This is a genomic window from Flavobacterium zhairuonense (assembly GCF_004352915.1).
Lineage (GTDB): Bacteria > Bacteroidota > Bacteroidia > Flavobacteriales > Flavobacteriaceae > Flavobacterium > Flavobacterium zhairuonense.
This window is the reverse complement of record NZ_SJSY01000073.1, coordinates 283,963-300,553: the sequence shown is the minus strand read 5'-3', so window position 1 is coordinate 300,553 and position 16,591 is coordinate 283,963. Positions and strand designations below refer to the sequence as shown.

Below are 16,591 nucleotides of genomic sequence, written 5' to 3'. Positions count from 1 at the left end.
CGTCTGTTTAATCTTCTTTATAAGGATCTATTGTTACAATTGACCCATCTTCATTATATTTGATTTTAGTCACTTTTATAGATCGCAAATGCGTTACCCCTTTTGACAAACTCGAATCGTGGTAAAACAAATACCACTCATTTTCAATTTCGCAAATCGAATGATGCGAAGTCCAACCTACAACAGGATTTAAAATTCTTCCCTGATATGTAAAAGGCCCATACGGACTATCACCAGTGGCGTAACAAATGAAATGTGTATCGCCTGTTGAATACGAGAAATAATATTTTCCGTTGTATTTATGAACCCATGAAGCTTCAAAAAAGCGGCGATCGTTATCACCTGCAAGAAGCATATTTCCGTTTTCATCGAGAATCTTGATCTCTTTTGGAGCTTCTGCAAATTCCAGCATATCATCAGTAAGCCTAGCCACAATTGGGCCTAATGCTTTTTCATTTGCTGATGGTTCTTCATTTCCTTTATCATATATATTATTTCTATATTTTTGAAGCTGGCCTCCCCAAATTCCTCCAAAATAAATATAGTGTTTGCCGTCATTATCTTCAAAAACAGCTGGATCAATACTATAACTGCCTTTAATCGCTTTTTCTTCAGGCTTAAAAGGACCAGTTGGAGAATCACTTATCGCAACACCAATCTGAAAAATTCCGTCTTCATTCTTTGCTGGAAAATACAAATAATATTTACCGTTTTTACATGTAGCATCTGGCGCCCACATTTGTCTTACGGCCCAAGGGACATCATCTACGTGCAAAGCCACTCCATGATCTACAGCTTCTGCATTGATATTATCCATTGAAATAACGTGATAATCCTCCATCCCAAAGTGGTCTCCATTGTCATTAAACGGAATCCCTGCGTCGATGTCGTGCGATGGATAGATATAAATTTTGCCGTTAAAAACGTGTGCTGATGGATCGGCAGTATAAATATGATTTACTAATGGATTTGAAATCGCGCGCCTATCTAACGCTGCAAAGTCAATGTTTTCAATACTATCTTCTGGCATATTCTCTTTTTTTAATTTTTTTAATACATTAAACTCTTCTTTCTTTTAAATCAGATTCAATCTGCACTTCCATTTTCTTGTCAATTTTGTAGAAAAACAATAATCCAACACCAATCAGGAAAGGTATTGCCGGAAAAATACTCACAAGCAATTTTATTCCGTTTATAGCTATATCTGTTTGTTGTCCTGCATTTGGCACATAATTAAAATATCCTAATAATGAAGTGGTTAAAGCGCCTCCAATACTCAAACCAGCTTTTAAACCAACCATCATTGCCGAGAAAATAATAGCAGTTGCACGGCGGTTATTCAACCATTCTGAATAATCGGCAACATCGGCGATCATGGCCCAAAGAATTGGGATTGTGATTCCGTAGAAAAATCCGTGCAGAATTTGGGAGAAAAATATAAAGCCAATTGAGGTTGACGGAAAGAAATAAAAAGCGATGATGAAAAGTGTCGAAATGAATAAAAACAAACCAAACACATTTCGCTTTCCGTATTTATCTGCAAGGCTTTTCGAAAGCGTAATTCCGACGATCATAAAGATAATACCGCCGGCATTAAACAATCCGAATCCGGCTGAAACAGGATCATTCCCAAAATGATTCAATCCGATTTTCGACAAAGTATCTAAAATAGGCTGAATAAAAATGGCTAATTGCTCCTTATCAACATAATTTTCAAAATAATATACATACGATCCGCCTTTCATTGCCAAGGTAACAAAAACCAAAGTCGTAAGCGAAAGCATGATTACCCATGGTCGGTTTTTTACCAAATCGCTTAAATCTTCTTTTACACTTGATTTTTGTTCTGGTTTTGGAACAATGCGTTCTTTTGTAGTGAAAAAAGTAATCAAAAGCATAATGGTTCCAACAATTGCTAAAACGGTCATCACTTTTTCAATACCAACAGCTTTATCTCCATTTCCAGCACTTTTTATAATGCCAAGCATAAAAACCTGAACAAAAAACTGCGCAAACATAACAGCTACAAAACGGTACGAAGACATACTGTTTCGCTCGCCCATATCACCCGTAATTACACCGCTTAAGGCAGAATATGGCAAATTATTTCCTGCATACAAAAGCAACAATAAACTATACGTTACAACTGCATAAATTACTTTTCCTTGGTACGAGAAATTGGGTGTGGTAAAAGCCAACAATGCGATTACGCCAAGCGGTACAGCGGTCCATAAAATCCAAGGTCTGAATTTTCCCCATTTACTAGTTGTTCTGTCGGCCAAAACACCAATAATTGGATTAAAAATAAACGCCGCAATTAAACCGACAACCAACATTATTATTGACGAATGTGCTGGCGATAATCCGTAAATATCAGTATAAAAATACGCCAGATAAGTCATAAGAGTCTGAAAGACCAAATTTGCGGCAAGATCACCTAAGCTGTATCCAATTTTTTCTTTTATGGATAATTTTTGGGAGTTAAAATTCATTATTGGTTCGTGGTTATTTTTGGTTAGTTTTAAAATCAATACTTACAAAATCTTGATTCTTTTAGTTAGCTCTTGCACTGATTTCAAAAGGTTTCTGCTTAAGCAATCGGTTGTGTAAATTTAGTAAAAAAAATATACCATGCAAATTTACTTTGCTTTATTGCATAATTTTCACAAAAACAGTTTATGGGCATTCTCAATAAATAGAATTCGCACTCTTTTCTATTCTTTTTTCTCTTTAAGCTGCAGAATACTATCGTACACTTTTTTGTGTTTTAAGTGAGCATCAAAAGGCAACGGATAATTTGTTCTTCCTTTTATAGGCCAGTCATTTAACCATGATTGTCCATCGTGAACGCCCCAAAAAGTAACTCTGCTTATTTTGTCTTTATGCTTTAAAAACAACTTGAAAATAGAAGCATAACGTTCTGCCAATTTATTCTGAATAGAATCTGGCAATGCTTTTGGATACGGATTCATTTTGTCGTTTCCTTCAAATTTCTGATTCACATCGGCTCCTTTTAAATCCCACGGATTTGGTAAAACCGTAATATCCAATTCTGTAAAAGCCACTTTTATTCCTAAAGCCGAATATTCCAAAATACTTTTTTCGATTTCTTCTATCGACGGACTTGCTAAACGCCAATGTCCTTGAATACCAACGCCATCAACTTTTCCGCCCGCAGCTTTTATTTTTTTGATTAAAGCGATCGCACCGGCTCTTTTTGCTGGTTCTTCAATATTATAATCGTTGTAATACAAATCAGCTTTTGGATCTGCTTTTGCTGCCTGTTTGAAAGCGTCAACTAAATATTGTTCTCCAAGTGTATTCAAAAAAACCGATTTTCTTAAAGTTCCATCATCGTTTAAAGCTTCATTAACAACGTCCCACGACTTCACTCTTCCTTTGTATTTAGAAACAATTGTCGTGATATGATCTTGCATAAACGCTTTCATCTCGGTACTATCTTTTATTTTTTCCATCCAAGGCGCTAATTGGCTGTGCCAAATCAAAGTATGTCCATGAATAAACATTTTGTTTTTTTCGCCGTATGCCACAAATTTGTCCGCTAATGTAAAATCGTACTTATCCTTTTCCGGATGTGTGAACATTGATTTCATGATATTTTCTGCTGTAATGGCATTAAATTCTTTACGAATCAACGAGTCTTCTTTTGTATTCTTTTCTTGAATTTGATCTGCGCTTAACGCCGTTCCAATGTAGAAATCGTCTTTGTAAGCATCTTTTAATGTCAGAACTTCTTTTTTAGAAGAACAGCTTACCATCACTAAAGTTGCGACGGCAAACACATAAGGGTTAATAAATTTCATATTTTGTGGTTTTAATAGTTAATCGTTTTTTTTTATCTCTTGGAAATCATCCTTAATCTTGTCATTCCGAGGAACGAGGAATCTCCGTAAGTAGCTCCGCGTGCTGGATCAACTTTGTAGAGTCTCTTGCGGAGATTCCTCGTTCCTCGGAATGACAAACAGCACGGATTATCTCCTTTATTTTATTCCTTCCTAAAACTCTCCGGCGGTCCTAAATATGACTCCAAAACTTTTCCTTCTTCTGTTTCAATTACAATTTTTTGAAGTACTAAAGCCGGATCAATTCCGTAAAATTTAAGGATATGATTTCCAGATTTTTCAATTTGATGTTCCGATGTTATTATTTTAATATTATTCGCAACCGATTCTGCCCAAGCTTTTTCTGAAGAATCTGCATTGAGGTTCATGATTTGTGGTTTTTCCGAATCAAAAGCAATTCCATATTTCAATCCGTCTCCGATTTTAAAATTAATTGTCGGCGAAAAATAGGCCTTTACTTTCACATTTCCTTTGCTGAAAAAATGAACATCATATTCTAGTCTTGGCGATTGTTCCGAAATTTCAATTGGCTTGATGTTCGAAGGTTTTAACGTCACTCCAGAATCTGTTTTTCCAAGATTTGGAATTGTCGTCCATTTTGCACCATCGGCATTTATTGCTTTAGAATAATTTTTACTTTCTATCGAAATGTAACCGTTATCCTCAACAAAACCACGAACATGATCTAGATTTCTATTTTTATTATTGGATGTTTCAGCTTTCGCAGAAATTTTTGCTTCGGTTTTATTTGAAACCTCAACTGTTTTCGTTTTCGGAATTACATTTTTATCCGGCTGTTGCCAATTTGTATAGCCAATATGCGTCTGCGACATCATATAATTCCATTTACCGTTCGCGACTTTAGTATGATAATAGTTCGTCAACAGACTATCTTTTTCGAATAACATTTTTACTTTTTCAGCATAATCATTTGCCGAAGCTCTTCCCTGCTCTGCGTATAAATGATTTTTGGCCGTTGCAACATACAATTCATTTAAATTGGCACTTGCCAAAACCGGAAACAAAACCAACTGATAATAAGCATCTTTATATTCTGGCTTCAATTTTTCGTTAATATAATTTACTTTTTCAACCAATTTCTGATAATCTGCTAAAACGCTTTCTGCTTCATTATAATTGGTAATACTATAAGTTTTAGCATCTAATAATTCAGGTTTTCTGCGCGCATTATATTTGGTATACAATTTTAAAATCTCCGCAATTTCTCCTGTAAATTGATTTCCAAAATTCTCTTTTGCCCAATTCACATAATAATCTTGCAAATTTCCAGCGTTGAAGTTTTCAGGATTCCAAGCCATATCAAGGAAAAACTCAATCGGAAATTCCATTGGTTTTATATCGCCCACATTTACGATCCAAATTTTATCAACGCCGTGTTGATACGCCAAGTCCATTTGTTCCCACGTACGCTCAATTTGATTGGTGTTGATCCATTTATAATTTCGCGGTCCACCTACGTAATCATAATGATAATAAATTCCGTAACCGCCTTTTCTTGGCTTAGCATTTAATTCTGGCAGTTTTCTAATATTTCCCCAATTATCATCGCACAATAAAAGCGTTACATCATCGGGCACGGTCATTCCTTTGTCGTAATAATCCTGAACTTCTTTATAAAGCGCCCACATTTGAGGCGTTTCTTCAATTGGTTTTTTAGTAACTTCCTGAATAATATTTCGCTGTGTTTTTACGATATTTTCCAAAAGCCCAATTGCAGTTCCTTGCGTCATAGGTTCGTCACCGTCGCCTCGCATTCCAATGGTCACAATGGTTTCTTTATTTCCCATTCGTTTAATTCCGTCTTTCCAGAAATTAATCAAGGTTTCTGAATTGGTATTAAAATCCCATTTCCCTTTTTCTTTTCCCCATTCCGCATGCGCTCTTGTTAAGGGTTCGTGATGCGAAGTCCCCATCACAATTCCATATTCATCAGCCAAAACAGCATTCTGCGGATCATCCACATAAAACATTCTTCCCCACATTGCCGGCCACAAATAATTGCCTTTCATTCGCAGAATTAATTCAAAAACGTTGTCATAAAACTTCGAATTGAATCCGCCGAATTTTTCGAAAGCCCAGCCTGTTAATGCTGGTGCTTCATCATTTATAAAAATACCGCGATATTTTACTTTTGGTTCTCCTTGTGAATGAATTCCGGGCAAAACATGCAATTCTGATTGTTTTTTAATTGGAACATCCGCCCAAAAATACCATGGCGAAATTCCAATTTGACTAGACAAATCATAAATTCCGTAAATCGTTCCTCGTTTATCTGAACCTGCAATTACCAAGGCTTTTTTTATTCCTTTAAACGGATTTTCAACAATTTGGGTCGTAAATTTTTCCCATTTCCCCTGAAGCTGATTCGCATCAATTTTTCCTTCTTTGGCTAATTGATCAATGATTTCGCTTTTTCCTAAAGTCCCAATTATGACAACAAAATCTTCGGCTTCAGAAATAGTTTTAATCTGTTTTGGATGCAAATCTGAAACTTTGAAAATATCATTTTCTAAATGTCCTGTGACTTTTAAAACTCCTGCATAATCTTTATCGTCAACCAAAATCGAAGCAATTTTTCCTTTTGAAACCAAAGGAAAATTTTCTGCAGAAGCTTGATTTACTACATATTTCTCAGGATTTATGGCATACGAATTTGCGCTTAATCCGATTAGGAAAAGCAGTAGAATTATGTATGAAGTTTTAATTTTTAAGCACATAGAATCATATTTTCTTTTTTTTGCATTTGCTTTGTCATTTCGACCGAAGGGAGAAATCACACTAGTAATTCCGCATAGAGCGTCGTCAAGCTTTGTCGAGCTTCTTGTGGAGATTCCTCGTTCCTCGGAATGACAAACAAAACGCTTATTTTCTCATCGAAGACCTGACAGGTTTTTAAAACCTGTCGGTCTAACACGAAAAATATTTACAAATTCAATTTATAAGCAATTCCCATTTCCAAACCTCTTAATTCCGCCAAACCTTTTAATCGTCCTGTCAATGAATAACCTGGATAAGTCTCCGTAGTTTCATCAACTCTATGCAAAAAACCGTGATCTGGACGCATTGGGAGACTCACTTTTGTTTTATTCATCAACAACAAAAGTTTTTCGACGATAACAGGCATATTCGCATCGCCATACAAATGCTCTGATTCTCTGAAAATAGTTTCACTTTCGCGGATGGTATTTCTCAGATGCAAAAAGTGAATTCGGTCACCGTAATCATCAATTATTTTTTCCAGATTATTTTTTGGATCAGCGCTTAATGAACCTGTGCAATAACATAATCCATTTGCTTTTGAAGGAACCTCATCAAAAATCGCCTTTAAATCAGCTTCTGTAGAAACAATTCTCGGAAGACCTAAAACCGAAAACGGCGGATCATCAGGATGAATCGCTAATTTTTGTCCGTTTACCTCAGCAATCGGAGTTACTTCTGATAAAAAATAAATCAGGTTTTCACTTAGTTTTTGATTGTCGATATCGGCATAATTTTCTAAAAGCGCCAAAATTTGTTCGGCTGTAAAATTGATTTTACTTCCTGGCAATCCTAATAAAACATTTTTAAACAATAATGCTTTTTCATCTTCAGATAATTGATTTCCAAATTGCAACGCTTTTTCTTTTTCAGCATCTGAATAATCATTTTCCGAATTCGGTCTTTTCAAAAGAAAAACATCAAAATAGGTAAATGCATCCTGATTATACAGTAAAGCTTTACTTTCATCAACGTTTATAAAATTGTGATTCGTTCTCACCCAATCCAGAATCGGCATGAAATTATAAGTAATGATTTTGATTCCACAATCTGCCAGATTCTTTAAACTGATTTTATAATTTTCAATGTACTGAAGATAATTTCCAGAAGCACGTTTTATTTCTTCATGAACCGGAAGACTTTCTACAACCGACCATTCCAATCCAGCATTTTTAATGATTTGCTGTCTTTCTTTAATCTCGTCAATTGTCCAGATTTCTCCAACTGGAATATGATGCAAAGCGGTTACAATTCCGGTTGCTCCAGCTTGTTTGATATCTAATAAAGTAACGTTGTCCTGAGGTCCAAACCAACGCATTGTTTGTTGCATTTTTGTCATACTGACTGTTTTTTATAAACACATAGAAACATAGTTTTTCTTTGTCTAAAAAAGGCGTTTCACTTGCATTAATACACATAGCTATGTGTGAGAAACTAGTTTCTTTCTTTAATCTTTTTTGAATTAAATATAAATCTATGTTTCTATGTGTTTAAAATATTTAAAAATTAAAAACCGATACTATTCCCGCCATCAACAGGCAAAATAGTTCCGGTTGTGTATTTTGATTCGCTTAAAGCGAAATAATAAACCGCATCTGCAATATCCGAAGGTTCTCCCAAAAAGCCCATTGGTGTTCTTCCTAATACTTTATTTTTTCTTTCTGGATCACTGTCCAAAGCTTTAGCCGACATCTTCGTTTTGATAAAACCAGGAGCAACACAATTTACGCGAATTCCGAATGGCGCTAGTTCTACTGCCATAGCACGCGTCATCGATTCGATCGCACCTTTGCTTGCTGAATAAGCAATTACTTTCGGAATTCCATATTGCGATGCCATCGAGCTGATGTTTACAATACTTCCTGCGCCGTTTTCTTTCATGTTTTTTACAACTGCTTTGCTTACTGCAAAAACACTCAAAAGATTCGTGTGAATTATCGATAGGAAATCTTCATCGGTAACGTCTAAAAATTCTTTTTTCAGATTGATTCCCGCATTGTTTACCAAAATATCAATCGGATTATCCTTTGTGATGCTTTCAATCATGGCAGGAATTCCGGCCAAATCATTCAAATCGAAGATTACCGGAATAGCATTTTCGCCAATTTCCTTGCAAGCATCTTCTGTTTTTTCTTTTGATCTTCCTATTATGTAAGTTGTGATTCCGTTATCACAAAGTTTTTTTGCTGTTGCAAATCCTAAACCCGAATTTCCTCCGGTTACAATTGCTAATTTTTTACTCATAATTTTTTAATATCTATCTTTAGACGCTGATGAAACGGATTCGCTATCGCGAAAACGCTGATTTACACGGATTTTTTTATTAATATTTTTATTCAAAAATCTGTTTTTTTCCGTGTCTTCGCGATAGCGAATCCGTTTTATCCGCGTTATAATTATTCAATTTATTATCCATTTCCCGGTGCAAAAGGAAATTTTAATGATTTAAAATAATCTAATGTTTGTGTTGGTTTTTCTACTCCTACCGGAAGTTCTTTACCAGAATATTGCTGAAAATACAACAAACAGGCATCGCGCCACCATTTTGCTTCTTTATTCTGAATTTCTAACAACATTCGAACTTCATTAAAACGGTCACTGTCGATATATTTTTCCGTTTTATTCCAGACATTCTGCATCTCTTTTACCTGATTTACGCCTTCTTGATATTTTAGCGCCAAACCATTCCAAAGCGTCTGACCGTTTTTCAGTTTATAATCCCATGAAACATGATGAAACCATAAAAGATCTTTCTCTGGACAAGTTTCTAAATTATCAAAAAGTTTTGCAACTTCAGGTGCATATTGTGCAGTCGCATTGGTTCCCGTTTTTGATCTGTCGAAACCAATTCCGTTTTTGTCAGCTTTATGATAATACGTCGGATTCCATTCTGGTCTTGACAAATTCGAAACCCAAGGTCCTGGCCCATAATGATGTCCGGTATCCATAATGTGATGCAATCCGAGAGGCGTCATATAATTGACAACTGCTTCACGTGATTCTATCATTATTTCTTTAACCGGTTTTATGAAATTTTCATCATTGGAAAAAGTACACCTCAACCATTCATCAGCTATCGTTTCAGAATCTAAATAAGGATTCCATGCCAATCTTCCGAAACCATACCAATTGGCTTGTGCAAAAGGATGTCCGGTCCAGTTTAAATCGTTCCCAATATTAGCTACGCCGGCAATTCCGGTTAGTTTATTTTGATACAAACTGCCGTCAACGACTTTGGCAACCGTTGAGCCTTTACCTTTTTGATACGTATCTGATTCCAAAACTTCCTGAAACAATTTTGGCAGAAAAACCAAATGCGTGCTAAAACCTAAATATTCCTGTGTGATTTGAAATTCCATCATTAATGGCGTTTTCGGCATCGCTCCAAATAACGGATGAAAAGGTTCTCTCGGCTGAAAATCGATTGCTCCGTTTTTTACCTGAACAATTACATTTTCTTTGAATTTTCCATCATACGGCTGAAATTCAGCGAAAGCTTGTTTAGCGCGATCATTTGCATCATGCTCTGAATACACAAACGCTCTCCACATAATTACGCCACCAAAAGGCGCAACAGCATCGGCAAGCATATTCGCTCCGTCAACGTGATCTCTACCGTAATTTTGCGGTCCTGGTTGACCTTCAGAATTGGCTTTTACCAAAAATCCGCCAAAATCTGGAATTCGTTTATAGATTTCAGCTGACTTGTTTTTCCACCAATTGATCACTTCAGGATCTTTTGGATCGGCAGTTTTTAAGTTTCCTATTTCAATTGGTGCCGAAAATCTTGCGGTTAAATATACTTTTATTCCGTACGGTCTAAAAACATTGGCTAAAGCTTCAACTTTCTCTAAATATTGGGGTGTCAGAATTAGGGCATTGGCATTAACATTAGTCAAAACCGTTCCGTTAATTCCAATTGAAGCATTCGCTCTGGCGTAATCAATATAACGCTGATCAATAAAATCAGGTAATTTTTGCCAGTTCCAAAGTGAAAATCCGGCGTAACCTCTTTCCACTGTTCTGTCTAAATTATCCCAATGATTCAGAATTCTGATATTTGTTTTTGGAGAATCGGCAATGTTTAAATTTTTAACCGATTTATTAGTTTGCAATATTCTCAGGAAATTAAAAACTCCGTATAAAACAGCAACGTCATTTTTTCCGGTAATAATGATTTGTTTTTTATTTTGAATGGAAACCGATTTGATGATAAAACCTTCATTATTTATTTTATCAAGATCAGAACTAACTGTCTTTTTTATTTCAGGATTTAATATAGACTCAGCGCCTACGATCAGGTTATTTTCTTCTTTTATTTCCGATTTTATTCCGGGAACATTTCCCAACATATCCAAAAATCCGGTTTTAAGTTCTTTCTCAGCAATTTTAATCGTTTCGGAATTTCCTAAAACAACAATTCCTTTAAGATTGTTTTTATATTCTGAAACTATTGATGAATTGGCAACTGCATTATATTGAAGCCACAATTTATAATCCTTTTGTGCCGAAGTGGAAAAGGAAATCAGAAGAAAAAGGAAAACAAATCTTAATGAAGTCATTTTGGTTTTTAATTTATTCTTTAAAATTTCAAATTTGAATGAATCAGTGTTTTTCGTCCGTATAAAAATATTTGATAAAATTTTAATTCAAAAAATACATTATTCGAAATAAAACAACAATTGCAATCGGTTGCGTAAAAATATAAGATTGCTACTGAAGAAAAAAACTTTTACTTCATTTTTTTTCAAAAAATAATTTCTTTAACAAATAAAGGCAGGATAATTTGAAAAACTATCCTGCACTTTCATTCATCGTCTGACAGTAATTTTCAGTTATAACAGTTATATTTTTTTTTGAACATTTTCTTAAAATATAAACCTCAAAATATTAAGATATTTTTTATAAATTTGAGTAGAAATACTGATTTCCCCAAATCATTTTTTTTACAACTTACTGCTTGTTTCCAATATTTTATAAGAGGATTTATAACGTAAAATCAAAAAAAATGAAAAACTTTACTTTTGCCGTAATTCTTTTACTGGGGACTTTTTTTAGCTCCTCAAATGTTTTTTCAAAAAATGATCTTCATCTTCCTGAAGCTTCTAAAACAATTATTTTTTCTGCCTATTCTCCAGAAATTACTACTGCTTCAATAGGTACATTTTTTAAAAAATATTCTGATTTAAAAGCCTACCAAACAGATGTTGCAGCTTTGTATAAAAATAAAGCCTATAAACCGATTTGGTTTGAAGGAAATGATATAAACGAATTTGGATATCTTTTATATCATAAATTAAATTCAACTTACGAAGAAGGCGTTCAGATTGAAATTCCTTATAAAAAGAAACTTGACGAAGTTTTTAACGAAGAATCAGCATCAAAATCAAAAATTTCAGATTCTGATACTGAACTTTTATTGAGTTCCATGTACATTTTATATGCAAAACATGTTTATCAGGGAATTGATGCTGCTGAACAAGATAAAATTCAATGGTATTTGCCAAAGAAAAAATTCTCATATGAAACATTACTTGATTCAATTGTAGGCAATCCAGATTTATTGAAAGAAAATAAACATGTTCTTTTTAGCCAATATTACAAACTTCAAGAAGTTTTAAAAAAATACCGCGAAATCGAAAAAAGCAAACAATGGACTCCAATATACATGGACACGCCTTATACAGATTTGCGTCCAGATGCTACTTCTCAAACCATTGCAGATGTGAGACATCGTTTATTTATAATTGGTGATTTAGCAACCGATTCGAAAAGCAATTTTTATGATCAAGAGTTGATGGATGGTGTAATGAAATATAAACTCCGACATGCATTGATGCCAAATTATATTCTTTCAAAAGAACATATTGACCAAATGAACGAACCCATCAGCGACCGCATTAAAACCATAATGCTGAATATGGAGCGTTGCAGATGGATTCCGCCTTCTTTAGAAGATCAACAGGAATATGTAATGGTCAACATTCCGTCGTTTATGCTCTATTTTGTGCGAGATAAAAATTTTGATATTGTTTCAAAAGTTTTCATAGGAACGCCCTTAACCAAAACGGTAATTTTTAGCGGACAGATTGACCGTATTGTTTTTAGTCCGTATTGGTATGTTCCGACGAGCATCATTCAAAATGAATTAAAACTAAAAATGGCCGAAGACAAAAATTATCTGGCCGATCATAACATGGAATGGAATGGCGGAAAAGTGAGACAGAAACCAGGACCAGATAATGCTTTAGGACTTGTGAAATTCATGTTCCCAAATCCGAATGACATTTATATGCATGACTCTCCATCAAAAAGTTTATTTGGATTTGAAAAACGTATTTTCAGTCACGGTTGTATCAATGTGGAAAAAGCGAAAGAACTTGCTGTTTCAATGATGAAAGATTATCCGGAATGGACCACTGACAAAATAGATGCAGCAATGAGCGGCGAAAAAGAAACTCCTTTTTTCCTAAAGAAAAAAATCCCGATTTATATAGGTTATTTTACTGCGTGGGTAACAAGAGATGGAAATATGAATTTTTATCCTGATGTTTATCAAAGAGATACTCGCCTAAATGGAATGTTGTTCCCACAAGATACTGCCTATAAATCGGATCAGGAATAAACCTCATCAAATAAAAAATCTCCCAAAATAAACTTTATTTTGGGAGATTTTTTTTTCTCTACTTCTTATTGACGTATTTGTCTAAAATATATTTTGTAACTGGTTTTAATGGACTATTATTTTCTGGATGTCTTCCATGATTATTAAAAAAATCAACACTATCTCCTCTTTTTGCATACCAGATAATTGCATTATGGTTTTTATCAAAATAAACTGTTGTGTCACAAACCTTTATTTTCTTAAGACCAAGTAGATTTTCATCTAATAACTCCACAGGATTACCACTTATAAATCCTTCAGATTTTAAACTACAATCTACAACCTCATAATGATCGCCTGACCATTGCATACATTCTTTATTTGGCAGAATTAAATATAGAATTAAACCTAATCCAGCTAGAACTACAACAATTGCTAAATATTTAAATTTATTAGATTTTGGTTTCTCGTCCATTTTAAAAAAAGTCGATATTGGTGTTTCTTCATATTTAACTTCCTCACTTTGAACAGGTAGAGATTCTTCTACAACAAAATCTGTTTTTAAATCATTTGCATTTTCAATTTCCACTTGATCATTCACATTATCTGAAGAGACTTCTTTACCAAAATTATTACCACCTCTTAATTCATTGAATAATTCTAGATCTTCTTCATCAATTTGTTTTCTATACTTATTAAAAGGTCTTGGTTGAAGATCTACAAGTATTGCGGCTAATTGAACAGTATCTTCAGCTGGTCTCTCAGTTTTACCTAAAAGAAATCTCCTAACAGATTCTAATTTGTTCATCTCATCATCTCCAAACAAATTCTTTTTATCCTTATCAAATGGAAAATCAAAAAAAGATTCAAAAGCATTTAAGTCTTCTTTATCGGGATTTGACTTAAATCTTTTGACACATAATTTTCTAAGATTTGCAGGTGTTGGCGAACTTAAATTATTTGAATAATCCCCTTCTTCTTTTTCCTTTTCATATTTCGCTTTAATAGCATTTTTATAATCTTCAAAAGTAATGTTTGACATAGGCATTTGAACTTTTTACAACTTTTCTAAAGTACTTTATTCTACTTTTTGTGACTTTTTAGAACTTATCCTGACTTTAAAAAAACTAATTAGACTTTCCTGACTTTCTGATCAATACAGCTCTAAACCCAACATAACTTTGCCTCAACAAAATTAGTTAACGTTATGACCTGCAGGTTAAAAACAAAAATACAAAACTAGTTTTATTAAAAATGCGGAAAACCGTAAGACGGAATTTATCCGGGAAGTATAGATGAAAATCTTACTGTTCTACGCATTTCACTTCCCAAACAAAAAATGGTATTGACTAGATCTGGAATAGTTCCGGACAGCAATACCCATGTCTAAAATTTAATCAAAAAAACATGAAAAAGATATTTTTATTGGGAGCGTTCGCGCTATTGTCAACTACATTATTCTCTTGCACAGCCGACGAATATGATGATGTTAAAAAGGAAATTAATCCTGCAAAACCTTCTTATGCTGATGATGGCCCTGGAGACGGAACAATAAAACCACCACCACCGCCACCGGGACCGGCTGATGAATAAATAAAGATGATTAGTTTATAAATAATTATTAATTTCGGGGAAAGTAAGTTTTATGCTACGATCCCCGTTTTTTTATTCCTTAATTTTTCTGCTCCTTCTTTCATGTAAAGAAAAGAAAACCAGTATTCCTCAACCTGAACCTATTAGAAAAGAAGCAAGCACATATCGGGAAAAAGGACTAATAAACTTTGAAAACAAAAATTTTAATGCAGCATTTCTCAACTTCAATAAAGCAAAAATAGCATATGAAACATTAAATGACAGTGCCAATATTATGTATAATCTCATTCAAATGGCGTCAATTCAGCAAATAAATGGAGATTATTATGGGAGCAAAGAAACATTGACCGAGGCCTTACCCTACCTCAAGAAAAAAGACATTTATAGTGTTTCAATCAATAATTTTTTCGGAATTGCTGATAAAGAATTATCAAATTATGATGATGCTATTTATTACTATAATGAGGCATTAAAAGATTGTGCTGACTCTTTATGTAAACAAACTCCTTTAAACAATATTGCAGTTATTTATATTCATCAAAAGAAATACGATAACGCTATAAAAATCTTCGAATCAATTATAAATACAAAAAAATCTGGAGAGGGATATCAAAATAGCAATGCGCTTATCTTAGATAATTTAGGCTATGCTCTATATAAAAAAGGATTGCATGAAAAAGGCCTTTTGTTCATGCAAAAAGGTTTAGATGCAAGAAATAAATACAGTGACGATTACGGAAGTATTGAAAGCAATTTACATTTAACTGAATATTATACCGAAAGTGAGCCTCAAAAATCCAAACAATATGCTTTAAATGCTTATGAAACTGCCACAAAACTCAACAGTATTGATGAACGTTTAGAAGCGTTATCATTTTTAATGACCAATAATTCTGTGATCAATAAAACAGAATACATTCAAAAATTCATTTTCTTAAATGACAGCATCCTAAAAGTTAGAAATAATTTTAAAAACAAATTCGCAAAAATCAAATACGATTCAAAAAAAGAAAAAGACGAAAATGAGAAGTTGCGTTTAGAAAAAGCTGTAGCCCAAAAAGATTCCGAAAATGAAAAACTTCTATTTATTGGAACTCTAATTATTCTTCTATTTTTACTTGCCTATTTGAAAAAACATTATGATAATCGAAATCGAGTAGAAAAAATAAAAACGGCCTACGACACTGAAACAAGAATTGCAAAAGATATTCATGATGAATTGGCAAATGATGTCTTCGATACCATAACCTTTACACAAACCCAATCTTTAACAGCCGAAAATAATACAGGAATCTTATTGCAAAAACTAAATCATATTTATACTCGTGTTCGAGGTATTTCAAGAGAAAATAATGATATTGATTCTGGAACAAATTATTCTAGAAATTTAAAAGAAATGCTTTCTACTTACAGCGACAAAAATATAAATGTCTCAATTAATGGTATCGAAAAAATAAATTGGGATGCAATTGAAGGGCTTAAAAAGATAACAATTCATCGAGTCTTGCAAGAATTAATGGTCAACATGAAAAAGCATAGCGAAGCTTCAGTAGTTGTTTTAAAATTTGAAACCGACGGTAATAAAATCTTTATAAATTATTCAGACAATGGAAAAGGTTGTGAAAAATCAAAGATTATAAAAAATGGTTTACAAAATATGGAAAACCGTATTTTATCTATAAAAGGAGCAATTACTTTTGAAACCGAACCTCAAAAAGGTTTTAAAGTAAAAATAACTATGCCTAAATAAAAG

11 protein-coding genes are annotated in these 16,591 nt (G+C 33.7%); 3 read left to right on the top strand and 8 right to left on the bottom strand.

Going from position 1 to position 16,591, the window contains the following annotated elements:
* Positions 1-7 precede the first annotated feature (7 nt).
* The 7 genes from EYY60_RS13520 to EYY60_RS13490 form a co-directional block, all read right to left on the bottom strand.
* Positions 8-1,030 (bottom strand): glycoside hydrolase family 43 protein, encoded by a 1,023-nt coding sequence (locus EYY60_RS13520; RefSeq protein ID WP_132989844.1) that lies wholly within the window; start codon positions 1,028-1,030, stop codon positions 8-10.
* A gap of 28 nt (positions 1,031-1,058) precedes the next feature.
* A complete protein-coding gene (locus EYY60_RS13515; RefSeq protein WP_132989843.1) occupies positions 1,059-2,492 on the bottom strand; it encodes an MFS transporter in 1,434 nt (477 codons plus the stop codon).
* Positions 2,493-2,714: 222 nt separating this feature from the next.
* Complete coding sequence (locus EYY60_RS13510) at positions 2,715-3,824, bottom strand: endo-1,4-beta-xylanase (protein ID WP_132989842.1); 1,110 nt, start codon at positions 3,822-3,824, stop codon at positions 2,715-2,717.
* A gap of 182 nt (positions 3,825-4,006) precedes the next feature.
* Positions 4,007-6,601 carry a glycosyl hydrolase 115 family protein gene (locus tag EYY60_RS13505; RefSeq protein WP_132989841.1) on the bottom strand — a complete coding sequence of 865 codons (2,595 nt, stop codon included), beginning with the start codon at positions 6,599-6,601 and terminating at the stop codon, positions 4,007-4,009.
* Between the two features lie 206 nt (positions 6,602-6,807).
* Positions 6,808-7,971: a mannonate dehydratase gene (gene uxuA / locus EYY60_RS13500; protein WP_132990009.1), complete on the bottom strand. Its 1,164-nt coding sequence runs from the start codon at positions 7,969-7,971 to the stop codon at positions 6,808-6,810.
* Between the two features lie 176 nt (positions 7,972-8,147).
* On the bottom strand, positions 8,148-8,885 hold the full coding sequence (locus EYY60_RS13495; protein ID WP_132989840.1) for an SDR family NAD(P)-dependent oxidoreductase: 738 nt from the start codon (positions 8,883-8,885) through the stop codon (positions 8,148-8,150).
* A 164-nt stretch (positions 8,886-9,049) separates the two neighbouring features.
* Complete coding sequence (locus tag EYY60_RS13490; protein WP_132989839.1) at positions 9,050-11,203, bottom strand: alpha-glucuronidase family glycosyl hydrolase; 2,154 nt, start codon at positions 11,201-11,203, stop codon at positions 9,050-9,052.
* A gap of 446 nt (positions 11,204-11,649) precedes the next feature.
* Between EYY60_RS13490 and EYY60_RS13485 the strand changes: the two genes are divergently transcribed.
* The gene (locus tag EYY60_RS13485; protein WP_132989838.1) at positions 11,650-13,266 is read left to right on the top strand and encodes a L,D-transpeptidase family protein; all 1,617 of its coding nucleotides are present in this window, start codon (positions 11,650-11,652) and stop codon (positions 13,264-13,266) included.
* Between the two features lie 58 nt (positions 13,267-13,324).
* On the opposite strand, the gene EYY60_RS13480 is transcribed toward EYY60_RS13485, so the two are convergent.
* Positions 13,325-14,287, bottom strand: a complete 963-nt coding sequence (locus EYY60_RS13480) for a hypothetical protein (protein WP_132989837.1) — start codon at positions 14,285-14,287, stop codon at positions 13,325-13,327.
* Between the two features lie 365 nt (positions 14,288-14,652).
* Between EYY60_RS13480 and EYY60_RS13475 the strand changes: the two genes are divergently transcribed.
* Positions 14,653-14,838 carry a hypothetical protein gene (locus EYY60_RS13475; protein WP_132989836.1) on the top strand — a complete coding sequence of 62 codons (186 nt, stop codon included), beginning with the start codon at positions 14,653-14,655 and terminating at the stop codon, positions 14,836-14,838.
* Between the two features lie 274 nt (positions 14,839-15,112).
* Positions 15,113-16,588 carry a tetratricopeptide repeat-containing sensor histidine kinase gene (locus tag EYY60_RS13470; RefSeq protein ID WP_317128863.1) on the top strand — a complete coding sequence of 492 codons (1,476 nt, stop codon included), beginning with the start codon at positions 15,113-15,115 and terminating at the stop codon, positions 16,586-16,588.
* The last annotated feature ends 3 nt before the right edge of the window (positions 16,589-16,591 follow it).